Raw genomic sequence first — 15210 nt, forward strand, 5'->3', positions numbered from 1 at the left:
CATTAAGAAGACCTTCTTCCTTGTCCTGTGAGATTATTATAAGAAATGCAGCGAATAAGAGCAAGAAATAATAGATTACATCAAGGATACGCTGTGTAGCAATAGACTTATTAAAAAAGTAAATACGTATATTAATGTATGAATATATTAATCTATATACGTTGGACAGATAAAGTTGCAGGTGATACAATTTAAAAATATGATAATTGTAAAAAATATAAATTTTATAGGTTAAAACAAAGGAGTCAGTTCAATGTTAGAAACTATGAAAAGGGTGCTGGATAGTAAATTTAAAAGAAATGCCTTTATGCTTATAATAGCTATAGTTTTCACTATTATAAGTATTTATTTTGTAAATAATAATGAGAAATATTATAACAAGACTGTAGCAAAAGTCACCTCTGTCCAGGATAAAACCTCTCAGACAACAGATACCAGTGGAAACACCGATGAGACAATCAACCAACAGGTTACTGCAGTGGTACTGAATGGAAGTCACAAGGGAGAAAAAGTTACTTTCGAAAATAACACTACTTTTTCAAATGCAAAAGGTATCTATCTTAAAGAGAATGATAAGGTGTTTATTTCAATTTATAAAAACTCAAAGGATAATAGCACAGCAGTAGGCTTATTAGACTTCAAGAGGGATAACTACCTTTATTACATGGTGATTTTATTTGTTCTATTTGTGTTGCTTATAGGTAGAATTAAAGGCTTTAGAGCCCTTGTAAGCTTGACCATAAATATTTTTCTTATACTAGCTGTAGTAACCCTTTATTTGAGCGGCTGGAACCTACTGCTTACCTCCTCTTTAGCCAGTATATTGTTTATAGTCCTATCGATTTTTTTAGTCAGCGGAATAAATAAAAAATCCTACGCTGCTATAATAGGCACAATTGCTGGGACTGTTGCTTCTATGCTCATTGCTTATATAGTAATAAAATTTACTAATGGACAAGGTATTCATTATGAGGGAATGGAATTCCTTACTCACCTGCCAGAACAAATATTTTTTCCTGAAATTTTGATAGGAACTCTAGGTGCAATAATGGATATATCTATTTCTATGGCTTCTTCTATCAAAGAAATATATGATACAAATCCAGACATTGAAAGAAAAGCTTTAATAAAATCTGCAATGGAAATAGGGAAGGATATTATTGGTACAATGGCAAATACCTTAGTTTTTGCCTATATAAGCGGCAGTATGCCTATGCTGCTGATTTTGCTCAAAAATTCCTTTCCTATTTCAGAAATGATAAGCTTAAATCTTGGTTTGGAAATCATTCGTGCTCTTACTGGAAGCATAGGAATTGTATTAAGTATCCCTATTACTATGTTCATTTCCATTGTATTTATTAAGAGAGCAAAGATAGGAGAAAAATAAATTATGAGTGTACAAGCTTTATTATTGATAATTCTTTTTATATTAATGGCTGTTATCGGAGGGAATAGAGGAATAAAATCCTTCTTCGTTTTATTTTTTAATTTCATAATGTTTTTTATTATGATGATTCTAATAGCCTTAAACTTAAATCCCATAGTAGTAACTGTGATTATTGCTACTATTATTACAGCTAGCACCTTGTTTTTTATAAATGGGGTGAATCAAAAGACCACGGCATCACTCATAGCTGTAATCTTAGTGGTGCTGCTCACTATGCTTGCCATTTACAAGCTTGGTACTGAGTCTCAAATACAAGGCTTTGGTAAGGAGCAAACGGAGAGTATAGCTTATTTTTCTGTGGATATAGGCATTAGTTTTACTAAAATAGTAATATGTGAGGCCTTAATAGGGCTTTTGGGAGCGATTACAGATGTAGCTATATCCATAGCTTCCTCATTAAATGAGCTGCACGTAAATAATCCTGATATCAGCAAAAAAAGTCTTATAAAATCTGGTATAAATATAGGTAGGGATATCTTGGGAACAATGATTAACACTCTGCTTTTTGCGTATATAAGCGAGTTTATGACACTTCTCATATATTTTAGGGATGTAAAATATTCTGGAGCGGATATAATAAACAATAAAATATTCTGCGCGGAAATGTTTCAGATCCTTTCTAGCGGCTTAGGAATCATACTTATCATACCTGTAACAGCTTTTATAACTGCAAATATTTTACTTATAAAACATTCTTCTGACAGCAAACCTAATAATAATTAAAGGCTCTGTTTTAAATCAGTGTTGATTTTACACTGATTTAAAACTTCCTTCAGTTCGGGGAGGCCACTGAAAAAGTCCCCATATTTTTTGCACAAATTGTTTGGTAAAATAAGTAAGGCGTCAGAAGGCCTTCTAATAGCCTTGTAACAACTTTTTAGACATAAATCACCTGCGAAAATATACAAATATATCTAAATTAGTAATATTTTTTAGTTTTTCAGTGGCCTCAGTTCGGGAGGCTATGTTTTAAAATGTTGATATTATCGTTTAAGTTCTAGAAACTCTTAGGGATTGCGACTTATAATTGGCGTAATTTTGCCTAGGACGGGCAAAGCAATTTTAGCGCCATGGATGGCGCAATAAAATTGGTAGCCAATTATAACAAAGCGGCCCTTAGAGTTACTTACATGGGTTCTGAAAGAAACCATGCTAGACGAAAAACGCCTTTATCAACATCCTTTTAAAATATAGCCTAATTAAAAAGAAGGGACTACTTTTTATGCTTTTATCTGTGCCTTATACCATAAATATGGATTGTGGCTGCAATTGCTTGAAATAATATTCCACAGATACATACTCCAGACCAGCCTAATAATCCCCAAAAAAATGTTCCAAGGAATGAACCTAAGGCGCCTCCGCAGAAATAAAATGCCATATAAACAGCATTGTTCCTGCTACGAGCTGCAGCATTTAAAGCATTAATGCGGGCTTGATTTGAAATTTGCCCAGATTGGATTCCCAAGTCTAGTAAGATTACTCCGCTAATCAGTCCCCACATTTGGTATCCGAAAGCCCAAAAGCAAATGTAAGATAAAGCAGAGATTATAATGGCTATAGTTAATGTAAATCTAGGGCTTTTTTTATCGGCAACTTGCCCCACAACAGAAGCAACTAAAGCTCCAACTACTCCCACCAATCCAAACAAACCTGCAGCTTCAGCACCTAAATTGTAAAGCGAAGATTTAAGTAAAAAAGAAAGCGTGGTCCAAAAAGCACTGAAAGTAGCAAACATCATTGCACCAATTAGTGAGGCCTCCATTAAAACAGGTTGATTTCTAAGTAATGTAACTAAAGATTTAAGAAGTTTTCTATAACTCATCACAGTATCTGGAGAAGATTTTGGAAGCCAGAAGCTAAATACTATAATTAATAACAGCATCATTGCAGCAGCTATTCTATAAACAGCTTGCCATCCTAAAGCAGAGCCTACAATTCCACTGAATACCCTAGATAATAAGATACCAATTAGAAGTCCGCTCATCACGTTTCCAATCACCCGTCCTCTTTCTGATGCTTTTGCCAGATGTGCTGCTAGCGTAACAATAAGCATTGGGGTGATGGAAGTTAGTCCAACTAGTAAAGAACTGATTAATAACCACCATATATTTGGAGCAAATGACAGACCGAGCAATGATAGGGCTGAACAAAATAACATTGTCATTATTAATTTACGATGCTCTTTAATATCTCCTAAGGGAACCAAGAAGATAAGTCCTAATGCATAACCAATTTGAATTAGCATAGCTGCAGTTCCAATCATGGCAGAGGATACATTGAAAAATCTAGAAAGTTCTTCGAATAAAGGCTGTGAGTAATAAAGATTAGCAGCGGTAAGGCCGCTGGCAATAGATAATAATATAATTATAAAATTGTTCATTTTATATTCTTTAGATGTAATTATATTTGTGTGTTGAATCATGATGCAGATCCTCCAATTCTATTTAATTACCTTAACGTAAACGTTAAGTTTTAAGGAAAAAAATAAGTTTTAATTACTACTTATTTTTTTTATTTTCAGTATTTTTAATAATGGATTCTATCTTTTGAATATTTTCTTGACTCTCCATCTTAAAGTCATTTAATTCTTTTATTTTCTCTTCGGCTACTATGATGTGATTCTTTAAAATTTCAATCACTTGACGTTTACCTTCTATGATATGATCATCGGTAAAGTACAACTCTATGACTTGGCTTATCTCCTCTAGAGTGAGACCTAAATCTTTAAGCATTTGAATCTTCTTTAAGCGTTTAATATCATCATTATCAAATAATCGAAGCTGCCCCAGGGATCTATTATTTTTATTTCCTAACAAACCGAGCTCCTCATAATATCGAATTGTTCGTGTGGTTAAATTGGTAAGCTTAGCAACCTCACCAATTTTATAGCTCATATGATTCACTCCTTTTATTGACGTTAACGTTAAGTGTATATTAGCATTTATTTTTTTAAGTGTCAACTGTTGTAAATAAGCTTTAGGTAAAAAGAGTTCAAGGCTCTTAAAAAATATAAGCTACTATAAATATAATTTTATACTAAAAAGATCCAGTACACTTTTGCATACTAGATCTTTTTAACATTTAATTCAAGTTACTTTTCATAGTGAGTTCGGCATTGAGCTATTTCAATTTGTTCGTTATTAATACGATATACTAATCGATTAACTTAGTCAATTCGTCTGTTCCAAAAACCTTGCAGTTCATATTTTAATGGTTCCAAGCTTCCTCAGACCACAGTTTATTCATTGTCAACCTCAATAATATCATGAGGAGTGCCTTTGGACTGATTAAGCTGCCCTATAGATTTTTTCAAATTCATACCAAAGTCTGAAAAAAGTATTTCGGCTTGCTTTTTTAAATCCTCATCCATACGAATGCTAACAGTTGTTTGCGCCATAGTATCCCTCCTAAATATATTTTATAAGTATTTTATATTACAAATTTATAAATATGTAAATACATTATTAGTACATCGTACTAATAATTAAAGCAAATTAAATATTAACACAAAAGATAATTTAATAATTATAGTATAACTAAAACATCGTATTAAATTACAAATTTTAAAATATAGCACAAAATTCAAATTGTATAGATTGTCAATGTTGAATCTACATAATTCCTATATGGCAATAGAAATAACAACAAGGTGACTAGGCACCTTGTTGCATAATATAGACTTATTATTTATAAACAATTTTTCTAATAGTCTCAACGGATAGGCAGTATTCTTCAGCTAATTTTTCAAGGTTCACCTTGTGAAAAAACTTGTACCGTATTTCTTCATTTCTCTCCGTATAAAATTTTCTGGCCCCAGAGCTTGAGCCCCACTTCTTTCGCTCTTTATCTGAGGGAATATATAAGGCTTCTCCAGAAATATATTTTTGCAATTCTTTTAAGAGGTCGTCTGGTAAAATATCTGCTGCATTTCTGCATCTCATAGGAAATCAAACCTTTCCTATGAATTTTTAGCTAGAAAATCTTCAATGAAAGCATATTCATCCAATTCTACTCCATGCTTGTGAATTTCTTCTACTATATATTTTTCTAATTCTTCAGCTCGTTTTCTTATGGGTTCTAAATTTTCTGCATTGTAGCTATCGGCTAAAGGCATCTCTTTTAGATTAAATTCTTCCTTCACAATATTCAGTTCCTGCTGTAGGTAACAGGTCCAAACAAATACCTTTTCAGCATTGTTTTCACCGCACCAGTAATAAATTCTTCTCCAGGTGTAGCAAAGCTCTTGATACCAGCTAGCTAGATTATGAAAATCAGCAGGGCAAGCCTTTTTTTCTTCCTGGGGTTTTACATAGCTTAAAAGCTTACGGGTAGAGAGAATCATCACATGGCACAATTTTTTTAATTCATCCATTGAGTCCGCCTGGATTATTGCTTTATAGTATTCTATAAAGTTTTGAGGAAGAGTCTTCATATTGGACAACTCACTTATTTGATTAATTTGAGAGTACTTAAAATATGTGTGGTTAATGCAAGCTACTGCCACAGAGAGATAATCAGCAATAAAGCCCGCTGCCATTCTAACCTTGCTAAGATTTTCTTCAAAGACCATAGTCTGATAGATTTCCATGGCTACATTAAGCTTCTCAAGAGCTTTTTTGAACATAAAGTTAGGGTCCTTCAAATTCTCCTGTAATTTTTGCTGCATAGCCAGGAAACGGTTTTTATCCTCCTCACTTCTGCAATAAAGAATTTCTACATCTCCCAGACCAGTAGTATTGTAATCATCTAAATTAGCCATAGCTTCCATACGCTGCCAGGACCTTGGATATAAATCATAGCCTATGCCATCCACAATAAAGGTTCTGGAAAGGCTATAGCCTTTTTCATTTGCAGGAACAAAATAGTTAAAATATGATCCCTGAGAATCCTGCTCCAGCTTTAAATTATCATTGCCAATCAATAAACAAATATCATCTTTGTATTCTTTTTTAATTTTTTCAATTACCCATTCTAATAAATTTTCATTTATATTTCCCATATAAAATCACTCCTTAAACATACATTAAGTAACGGCCGTTTTCTTACAATATAAATTATAATATAGCTTTATATTGAATAAAATGCCGAGAATTTTCTAGATAGTTTTTTACCCTTAGCCTTCAATTCTCTTAAGGTACTTTGAGGGAGTGCAGTTCATGTATTTCTTAAAGGTATTGATAAAATAGCTGAAATTGCTAAAGCCTACCTCCATAGAAATGTCCAGTATTTTTTTCTGGCTGTTTTCTAAAAGGTATGCTGCCATGTTCATTCTATAGGAATTTATATAGTCTATAGGAGTTCTATTTGTCATCTGCTTGAAAAAGCGGGTGAAATGCCCCTCACTCATATTTATCTTTTCCGCCAGCTGCTTTACAGTGATATGTTCACCATAATTGTCATGAATGTAGTTTAAAACCTCCTTTAATCTCTCCGTTTTATAGCTATTCTCACTATTTTCTAAATGCTGCAGCCTTCCTTTATCTGCTGTGAGCATTTTTGAAAGCATGGTGTATAGATTTGCTTTTATAAGCATTTCGTAGGCAGCATTCTTTTCTTCTTCAAAGACAAAAATCTCGGAGAGTTTATCCAGCACTGACCTTCCCCAGGGAGTCTCAGGTTTTATATGTCTCGGTACAAGAAAATGACCATTGACTAGGGGAGTGATGTATTTGTTTTGAATATCATCACTATTTCGACTGCTTAAAAATGCGGAATTGAACACTATAGCTCTATAATTGCAGGAAGAATTGTTAATGGCAAAGCCAGCGTGAATCTCGTCTCTATTAATAAAAATGGCTTCTCCTTTTTTAACTTCGTAGGAGGAGGTTTCTATCTGAAACAAAGCTCTGCCCTCAGTTACTAAAAGAAATTCCAGCTCTTCATGCCAATGACAGTCCAATATATTAATATTATTGGATATCTTCATCTCATGAAAGCTTAGTGGCAGCATTAGACTTCCGTGGGGTTTATTTTCCTTTAAAGCATTTTTATCCATTTTAAAACTCTCCTATACATCAGAATAGTGTTATTATTTGCTGGAATAACGCAAGAAATTTTATAAATATATCATTATTATTATATTGTAACATATTTAAAGAAAACTTTAAGAGCTTTTAGCTCGTAAAATAAATTTTAGGAGGACAATTATGAATTTTACAGATGGTTTTTGGAAAGTAAAAGAAGGTTTTACTGTAAGTTATCCAGCTCAGGCTTATGACGTAAATTGTGATGATACTGGAATTACTGTGTTAGCTCCATGTACCTACATTGAAAACAGAGGGCAAACTTTAGGAGGACCTGTATTAACTATAAGATATGAGTCTCCTATAGAGGGAATTGTTAAGGTGTCCATGGTTCATTTTGATGGAGCTGAGGACGAAAAATTATTTCAGTTAAATAAAAGCGAGGGCTTCAAACCAACAATAATTGACGGAGAAGAGACTGCAGAGTTAATCAGCGGTAATCTAAAAGTAGAGATAGCTAAAAAGGGCGGCTTCAGCGTTAAGTTCTTCCAGGATGGAAAACGTATAACTGAAAGCAGCTGGAGAAATGCGGCCTATATCAAAGAAAGAAAATCCAAGGCTCTTCTAAGAAACCTTGCTACAGTGGATGACGGTTTCTGGAATATTCCAAGCACTACTCAAGCTTCCTATATGAGAGAGCAGCTTTCAACGGATGTAGATGAATGCATTTACGGCTTAGGAGAGAGATTTACTCCTTTTATAAAGAATGGTCAGGCTGTCGAATGTTACAATGGAGATGGAGGTACAAGTTCTATACAGTCCTATAAGAATATACCTTTTTATATATCAAATAAGGGCTACGGAGTATTTGTAAATCACAGCGAAAATGTATCCTTTGAAGTTAATTCAGAAAATGTATCCCATGTACAGTTCAGTGTTACTGGAGAAAGACTTGAATATTTTGTTATAGCAGGTCCAGAGATGAAGGATGTGCTTGTAAAGTATACAGATTTAACAGGAAAGCCATCTCTTCCACCAGCATGGACTTTCGGATTATGGCTTACAACTTCCTTTACAACTTCCTACGATGAAGAGACAGTAACCTCCTTTGTAGATGGAATGGCAGAAAGGAAGATACCTCTTGAAGTATTCCACTTTGACTGCTTCTGGATGAGAGAGTTCAACTGGTGTGACTTTGCTTGGGACACTAGACAATTTCCAGATCCTAAGGGAATGCTAGAGAGATTGAAAAGCAGAGGACTTAAGATCTGTGTATGGATAAACCCATATATAGCACAGCATTCATCATTATTTGCAGAGGGTAAGAAAAATGGATATCTTATAAAGAATAAAGATAATACTGTATTCCAGTGTGATGAGTGGCAGCCAGGCATGGCTATTGTGGATTTCACAAACCCTGAAGCCTGCAAGTGGTTCCAAGATAAATTAAGAGCACTTGTTGCTATGGGAGTAGACTGCTTTAAGACTGACTTCGGTGAAAGAATACCTACTGATGTGGTTTACAGCAATGGTGCAGATCCTCTTAAGATGCATAACTACTACACTTATCTTTATAATGATACTGTATTCAATGTATTAAAGGAAAGCTTTGGAGAAGCCAAGGCTGCAGTATTTGCAAGAAGTGCTACCGTTGGCTCTCAGAAATTCCCTGTGCATTGGGGAGGAGACTGCTCAGCAAAATATACTTCCATGGCAGAAAGCCTAAGAGGAGGCTTATCCCTATGTCTTTCTGGCTTTGGTTACTGGAGTCATGATATAAGCGGCTTTGAAGCTACGGCTACACCTGATATATATAAGCGTTGGTCTGCTTTTGGCTTGCTTTCTACTCACAGCAGACTTCACGGCAATTCTTCCTACAGAGTGCCATGGCTTTTTGATGAAGAGTCTGTAGATGTTTTAAGACATTTTACAAATTTAAAAGGAAAACTTATGCCATATCTATTCAGAAATGCTATTGAAACTAGCAAAACTGGAGTGCCTATGGTAAGACCAATGATACTTGAATTCATGGAGGATCCATCCTGCGCATATTTAGATAAGCAGTATATGCTGGGAGATTCCATACTTGTGGCACCAATCTTCAATGAAAGAGGAGAAGTAAACTACTATCTTCCAGAAGGAACTTGGACAAATCTTCTAAGCGGAAAAGAAGTTGAAGGAGGAAGATACTCAAAGGAAACTCATAACTATTTCAACCTTCCTGTTATGGTTAAGGAAAACAGCATAATTCCTATGGGTGCTTTTGAAAAGTCCTTTGAATATGATTATGTTAAAGGTGCAACCTTAAGACTTTATAAGGTAAGCGACGCAAAATGCGTAATATACGATAAGCTTGCAGGAAAGGCTTTAGAGGTTCATGCTTACAATAAGGATAATGAGCTTGTAGTTGAATTTGACAGAGAAGTTCAGGATGTAAGCATCTTACTTGTGAATGTTAAAGGCATAGAATCTGCGGATGCTGCTTTCTCAGAAACTGAGGAAGGAACACTGGTTAAGCTTTCAGGCACAGCTAAGGCAGTAATTAAATTAAAGTAATCTACAGAATAATCCACAGCACTGCTTCTAAAAGAATGCATGCTGTGGATTATTTTACATCAAATATCTTTCACGAAATTTACCAGGGGGCATTCCTACCTTTTGTGAAAAGACTCTATTAAAGTGATATTCATTAGAAAAGCCCGTAAGCGCTGCTATTTCATAAGCTTTCTTGTCACTGTTAATCAATAATTCCTTTGCCTTGTTGATTCTATAGATAGTTAAATACTCAAATATGGAAAGACCTATTTGCTTCTTGAAAAGTCTATTCAAATAATCAAAATTCATGTTAATGCTATTTTCAATATCAAGTCCCTTGATTTTCTTTGGATAGCTGTCATGAAGAAAAGTGAGCACCTCTTCAATTTTTTCATCCTTTTTAAAATAAGGCTGTGATTTAGAGCCTGTGGATAAAATCATATTTGAATATTCTTTTGAAATACTGATGAGAATTTCAAGCATTTTACAGGAGCAAAGATATTTGTAATATTCATTTCTTGTTTCATATGCCTGTATTGCCTCGTTTATATGATCATAAATTGATTTAAGAACAATCTTGTTTTCAAGCCTCATGGTCTTAGGAATCAGAAGCTTTGAAAAGCTATAGGGTTCATAGCTGAAGGGATTGGATTTAAAGTAGTTTTGCCAGTTTTTCAGCATAAAATCAGTCAAATCAATTTGAGAATTAAAGTCCATAGGGGAAAAGGTAGTTGGCGGCATGTGAATAAAAAAATAGTCTATTGCTGCCGATTTATAGCCCACATGATAGCGTTCTGGCTCCAATAAAAGTATGTCTCCTTCATGTAGCTCGTAATTTATATCATCCTCTTTTATATAAAGAGTACCGCTGTTTAAAATGAACAGCAAATATTCGTTGGTGATTCTAGGGAAATGAAACCAGTCCTCACTTACTGTACGTCCCATAAAAGATACTTTGGGAAATGCTTCCGTTAAAAGACAAAACGGCATTGAAATCTATCCTCTCTAGATTATTTATATGTATATTATAGCAGTTGCAAGAACCTTTTCAATAGTCGCTAATAGATAAGAAGAAGTTGTCTTAAGACATTTATATAAGAGGGGGCAATGTTATAATTAAGATATTTAATAACAATAATATGCTCTGATAATTAAAATGAGTATAAAACGGGAGGATGAACTTCATGAATCAAATATATATAAATGAAAATAATATGCATCTTGTATTTGAAATAACTGAAGAGAAGGAGCTAAAGCTTTTACATTTTTCTGCGCTTCCTTTTCGTGCAGAGGATATAAAAGCACGCTCTATAAAAGGAAGCTTTAATTTAGTGGAGATAGATATAGCAGGCTTAGACAGGCCTTTGGAGAGGCACGGTACTAAGTATATAGTTACGGCCCCAGGCTATAGGATGAAATATGAAAATCATAGAGATTATCGCAACAATTTAGGAAGAAAGCTGGAGTTCACCATCTTTGATCAGGAAACAGGAATTTATGTGATAAGCCATATTCAGTTCTATGATGGAGCTTCTGTAATACGTTCTTGGAGTGAGGTAATCAACAAGGGCAGTGAAACTCAGACTTTAGTTTATATATCTTCTTTTAACTATACTGGAATTGAAAAGGAGGGAATCCTTCCCCGTGATGAAAAGATGCAGCTTAAGATACCTCACAATTCCTGGCAGAGAGAGATGGATTGGCAAGTCTATACCTTAGAGCAGCTTGGTATAGGGCAATCACAGCCTGTAGTGGAGCAGAGATCCTCAAAGGCTATAGGCATTACAAACACAGGAAACTGGTCCACAAAGGAGTACCTGCCAATGGCCTTTTTAGAGAATACAGAAACCTCCACTAATTTATTCTGGCAGATTGAGCACAATGGCTCCTGGCATTGGGAAATATCAGATCAGACAGCACATTTATACCTTGCTTTAAGCGGACCTACGGAGACAGAATCTCATTGGTTCAAGAATTTAAAGCCTGAGGAAAGCTTTATTTCCGTACCGGTAGCAGTTGGAGTAAGCAGCGGCAGCTTCGATACTGCAATGGGAGAGCTGACTAAATACAGAAGAATTATTCGACGTCCTAATAAGGATAATGAAAGCTTAGCAATCATATTTAATGATTATATGAACTGCTTGTGGGCAGATCCTACCACAGAAAAAGAGCTGCCATTAATTGATGCTGCCGCAGCTGCGGGCTGCGAGTATTTCTGCATTGATGCAGGCTGGTATTCTGCAGGCTTCTGGTGGGATAATGTAGGGGAATGGCAGGAATCAAGGGAAAGGTTCCCTAATGGGCTAAAAGAAGTTACTGATTATATAAGAAGTAAAGGTTTAATCCCTGGGGTATGGCTGGAGCTTGAGGTTATGGGTATAAAGTGTCCAAAGGCTTCAAAGGTTCCAGAGGATTGGTTCTTTGTGCGTCATGGTAAAAAGGTATATGATCGTTCTCGCTATCAGCTGGATTTTAGAAATCCACAGGTTATTCAGCATGCAAATGAAGTTATTGCCAGACTTATTTCGGAGTATGGCGTAGGCTACATTAAAATGGATTATAATATAGAGCCTGGAATAGGCACAGAGCTAAATGCAGACAGCATTGGAGATGGTCTGCTTGGTCATGAAAGGGCATATCTGGCTTGGCTTGACAGTATTTTTGCCAAATACCCGGATCTTATAATTGAAAATTGCTCCAGCGGCGGCCTTCGTATTGACTATGCAATGCTTCAGCGTTACTCAATTCAATCCACTAGCGATCAGGATGACTACAGACGTTATGCTACCATAGCTGCAAATTCTCCTTCAGGACTAACTCCAGAGCAATCTGCAATATGGTCTTATCCCCTAACTGAAGGAGACAAGGAAGAGGTAGTATTCAATATGGTGAATGCCATGCTGCTTAGAATACATCAAAGCGGGCATCTAGGTAATATAAGTGAAGATAGAAAGTACCTTGTTAAAGAAGCCCTTGACTATTATAAGTCCATGCGTTTGGATATAAAGACCTCTCTGCCCTTTTGGCCCCTTGGTTTATCAAAATTCTCAGATGGCTGGGTAAGCCTAGGATTAAGAGCGGAGAAAAAGCTTTATGTTGCAGTCTGGCGAAGAAATAGTGCAGGAAACACTTGCATTCTTCCAATACAATATACAGCTGGTAAGAAGGTATCGGTTAAATGTGCATATCCAAGCTATGAGGAATGTGAATATCAGTGGAATGATGTAAATAAAACCCTGACGGTTAAATTGCCGAAGCAGTTTACAGCAAGATTATTTGAAATTACTTTAGATTAAAAGAAAGGATGAAGGCTTTGCATACTATAAAAAATTCTACACCCTGCAATCCAAATGCGTCCAAGGAAGTTAAAGCTGTGCTGAAATATCTCAGCAAGCTTTCAGGGAAAGGTATAATTACAGGACAGCATACTCAGACTAGGCTTCAAAAGGAGCTTAGGTTCATAGAAAAGGTGACAGGAAAGCTTCCTGCTCTCTGCGGCTTTGAGCTTTTAAGCTACTCCCCTAACATAAATTATAAAAACAGCTCTCCGGAATGCTTACTGGAAGTGGAAGAAAATAAAAATACTCTTGAAAATGCTTGGGACTGGGCATTAAATAAAAAAGGGCTGATAACTTTTACCTGGCACTGGTTTTCACCCTTCGGAAGCTTTGACAAAGGTTTTTACTCTGAGAACACCAGCTTTGATGCTTCAAAAGCAGTGCTTGAAGGCACAGAGGAAAATAAGGCGCTGATTTCTGACATGGATCATATGGCAGGAATACTAAAGAAATTTTGTGATAAGCACATTCCAATCCTATGGAGGCCCTTCCATGAGGCTGAAGGAAATTGGTTCTGGTGGGGCAGCAATGGAGCTGATACAGCAAGAAAATTGTATCGTCTAATGTATGATAGATATACTAATCATCATAAGCTCAATAATCTGATTTGGGTATGGAATTCACCACTTAAGGAAGGCTATGTAGGGGATGATGTGGCAGATGTTATATCTAGAGATTTATATCCTCCAAAGCACCAGCATACTGATTTAAAGAAGGAATATGAGGAGTTAATAGAAATTACACCTTCAAACAAGATAACTGCTCTTGCTGAAATAGGAGTAATTCCTAGTATTCCTAAGCTTTCCAAAAGCAATATCCCTTGGGCCTGGTACATGACCTGGTCTAATGATTTTGGCTCCACGGGTGAATGGACATCAGAAGAAGAACTATATGCAGCATATAATAGTGATTATGCTGTTACCTTAGATAAGCTGCCAGGTTTATATTAACTTGGATGTATAAAACGGAATAATGTCGTTTCTCCTGAGTATAAGAATCTGGCTATAGCAAAGCAAACATTGGCAATAATTGATATATAGCTGATGTATTAGACTCTGAATCAAAAAATGAGCTGGAATCTAAGATATAAATCCATAGAATGATTTGCTGGTTTTTAGGCTTAATTATCCTATCTACCATCATGCTAGAATGGAATTATCTGTTTTGGATACGCAGTGACATTTGCATCTAAGGAATCAGTGGGACTTGACGACATATCTTTTTCTATTCAACGCACCATAGAGACGGTATTAAAGCTAGTTAGTAAATAGGATGATATCAAAGGTAAATAGATGGCGTGAATTTAATGATTTTACCAGCCGTCAATAAATAAAAGTGCTCTTAAAGTCAGAAAAATTAAGGATTTAGAGCACTTTTTTTGAGTTTGTATTAAAAAATCAAAAAGGTTGGGAAACTTTTTGCAAAAGTCTTTATTTTAAAGATTTATGAGGGTATAATATAAAACAGAAATGGCTTTATTGCAGTAGTTGAACATTAACATAAGATGTATTTAAATCATTTCAGCCTTCATTTTAGCTAGTTCAGTATCTTTGTTGAACATTAACATAAGATGTATTTAAATCACCTGTCAAAAACAATAATTGATAGCACTGCATGGTTGAACATTAACATAAGATGTATTTAAATTTTAGAGCGAATTGATGGTGTTAAATCTGTTGAATTGTTGAACATTAACATAAGATGTATTTAAATTAGTTAGAAAGAGTATTTCTAGCTATATGCAACTTCGTTGAACATTAACATAAGATGTATTTAAATCGCGACAAACTATATCTAATTATGAAAACTTATCTAGTGGATCTATGTCAATATCTTAGACACAAAAAGTTGAACTTTTTATACAATTTTTCTAGCTAAATCTTCGCATTTTTGTGGAGTTAAATATCCAATACTACTATGTATCCTT

General features: G+C 35.2%; 12 protein-coding genes and 1 CRISPR repeat array. Of the genes, 5 read left to right on the top strand and 7 right to left on the bottom strand.

Going from position 1 to position 15210, the window contains the following annotated elements:
- The first annotated feature begins 253 nt into the window (after positions 1-253).
- Positions 254-1387 (top strand): YibE/F family protein, encoded by a 1134-nt coding sequence (locus tag IAI10_RS18310; RefSeq protein ID WP_315674755.1) that lies wholly within the window; start codon positions 254-256, stop codon positions 1385-1387.
- 3 nt (positions 1388-1390) lie between these two features.
- Positions 1391-2170, top strand: coding sequence for a YibE/F family protein (locus IAI10_RS18315; protein ID WP_315674756.1), 780 nt, complete (start codon positions 1391-1393; stop codon positions 2168-2170).
- A gap of 505 nt (positions 2171-2675) precedes the next feature.
- Here IAI10_RS18315 and IAI10_RS18320 read toward each other — a convergent pair.
- The 6 genes from IAI10_RS18320 to IAI10_RS18350 form a co-directional block, all read right to left on the bottom strand.
- On the bottom strand, positions 2676-3869 hold the full coding sequence (locus tag IAI10_RS18320; RefSeq protein WP_315674757.1) for an MFS transporter: 1194 nt from the start codon (positions 3867-3869) through the stop codon (positions 2676-2678).
- Between the two features lie 76 nt (positions 3870-3945).
- Positions 3946-4341, bottom strand: a complete 396-nt coding sequence (locus IAI10_RS18325) for a MerR family transcriptional regulator (RefSeq protein WP_315674758.1) — start codon at positions 4339-4341, stop codon at positions 3946-3948.
- Between the two features lie 344 nt (positions 4342-4685).
- On the bottom strand, positions 4686-4844 hold the full coding sequence (locus IAI10_RS18335; RefSeq protein ID WP_315674759.1) for a hypothetical protein: 159 nt from the start codon (positions 4842-4844) through the stop codon (positions 4686-4688).
- Between the two features lie 286 nt (positions 4845-5130).
- Positions 5131-5388, bottom strand: a complete 258-nt coding sequence (locus IAI10_RS18340; RefSeq protein WP_315674760.1) for a CD3324 family protein — start codon at positions 5386-5388, stop codon at positions 5131-5133.
- A gap of 17 nt (positions 5389-5405) precedes the next feature.
- Positions 5406-6446 (bottom strand): hypothetical protein, encoded by a 1041-nt coding sequence (locus IAI10_RS18345; protein ID WP_315674761.1) that lies wholly within the window; start codon positions 6444-6446, stop codon positions 5406-5408.
- Between the two features lie 114 nt (positions 6447-6560).
- On the bottom strand, positions 6561-7442 hold the full coding sequence (locus IAI10_RS18350) for an AraC family transcriptional regulator (RefSeq protein ID WP_315674762.1): 882 nt from the start codon (positions 7440-7442) through the stop codon (positions 6561-6563).
- A gap of 151 nt (positions 7443-7593) precedes the next feature.
- On the opposite strand from IAI10_RS18350, the gene yicI reads away from it, so the two are divergent.
- Positions 7594-9966 carry an alpha-xylosidase gene (gene yicI, locus IAI10_RS18355; protein WP_315674763.1) on the top strand — a complete coding sequence of 791 codons (2373 nt, stop codon included), beginning with the start codon at positions 7594-7596 and terminating at the stop codon, positions 9964-9966.
- A gap of 54 nt (positions 9967-10020) precedes the next feature.
- On the opposite strand, the gene IAI10_RS18360 is transcribed toward yicI, so the two are convergent.
- Complete coding sequence (locus tag IAI10_RS18360; protein WP_315674764.1) at positions 10021-10935, bottom strand: AraC family transcriptional regulator; 915 nt, start codon at positions 10933-10935, stop codon at positions 10021-10023.
- Positions 10936-11129: 194 nt separating this feature from the next.
- Here IAI10_RS18360 and IAI10_RS18365 point away from each other — a divergent pair, with 194 nt between their 5' ends.
- Together IAI10_RS18365 and IAI10_RS18370 are read left to right on the top strand one after the other, a co-directional pair.
- Positions 11130-13241 carry an alpha-galactosidase gene (locus tag IAI10_RS18365; RefSeq protein WP_315674765.1) on the top strand — a complete coding sequence of 704 codons (2112 nt, stop codon included), beginning with the start codon at positions 11130-11132 and terminating at the stop codon, positions 13239-13241.
- A 17-nt stretch (positions 13242-13258) separates the two neighbouring features.
- The gene (locus IAI10_RS18370; protein ID WP_315674766.1) at positions 13259-14233 is read left to right on the top strand and encodes a glycosyl hydrolase; all 975 of its coding nucleotides are present in this window, start codon (positions 13259-13261) and stop codon (positions 14231-14233) included.
- A gap of 536 nt (positions 14234-14769) precedes the next feature.
- A CRISPR array of direct repeats spans positions 14770-15062; the repeat unit is 30 nt; unit sequence GTTGAACATTAACATAAGATGTATTTAAAT.
- Positions 15063-15210 lie beyond the last annotated feature (148 nt).

The organism is Clostridium sp. 19966, assembly GCF_032335695.1.
In the GTDB taxonomy this organism is placed as follows: Bacteria; Bacillota; Clostridia; order Clostridiales; family Clostridiaceae; genus JACTOJ01.

Bases quoted from the DNA above. Each gene is read 5' to 3' on its own strand.
- IAI10_RS18310 (WP_315674755.1), top strand. From the start codon at position 254: ATGTTAGAAACTATGAAAAGGGTGCTGGATAGTAAATTTAAAAGAAAT.
- IAI10_RS18315 (WP_315674756.1), top strand. From the start codon at position 1,391: ATGAGTGTACAAGCTTTATTATTGATAATTCTTTTTATATTAATGGCT.
- IAI10_RS18320 (WP_315674757.1), bottom strand. From the start codon at position 3,869: ATGATTCAACACACAAATATAATTACATCTAAAGAATATAAAATGAAC.
- IAI10_RS18325 (WP_315674758.1), bottom strand. From the start codon at position 4,341: ATGAGCTATAAAATTGGTGAGGTTGCTAAGCTTACCAATTTAACCACA.
- IAI10_RS18335 (WP_315674759.1), bottom strand. From the start codon at position 4,844: ATGGCGCAAACAACTGTTAGCATTCGTATGGATGAGGATTTAAAAAAG.
- IAI10_RS18340 (WP_315674760.1), bottom strand. From the start codon at position 5,388: ATGAGATGCAGAAATGCAGCAGATATTTTACCAGACGACCTCTTAAAA.
- IAI10_RS18345 (WP_315674761.1), bottom strand. From the start codon at position 6,446: ATGGGAAATATAAATGAAAATTTATTAGAATGGGTAATTGAAAAAATT.
- IAI10_RS18350 (WP_315674762.1), bottom strand. From the start codon at position 7,442: ATGGATAAAAATGCTTTAAAGGAAAATAAACCCCACGGAAGTCTAATG.
- yicI (WP_315674763.1), top strand. From the start codon at position 7,594: ATGAATTTTACAGATGGTTTTTGGAAAGTAAAAGAAGGTTTTACTGTA.
- IAI10_RS18360 (WP_315674764.1), bottom strand. From the start codon at position 10,935: ATGCCGTTTTGTCTTTTAACGGAAGCATTTCCCAAAGTATCTTTTATG.
- IAI10_RS18365 (WP_315674765.1), top strand. From the start codon at position 11,130: ATGAATCAAATATATATAAATGAAAATAATATGCATCTTGTATTTGAA.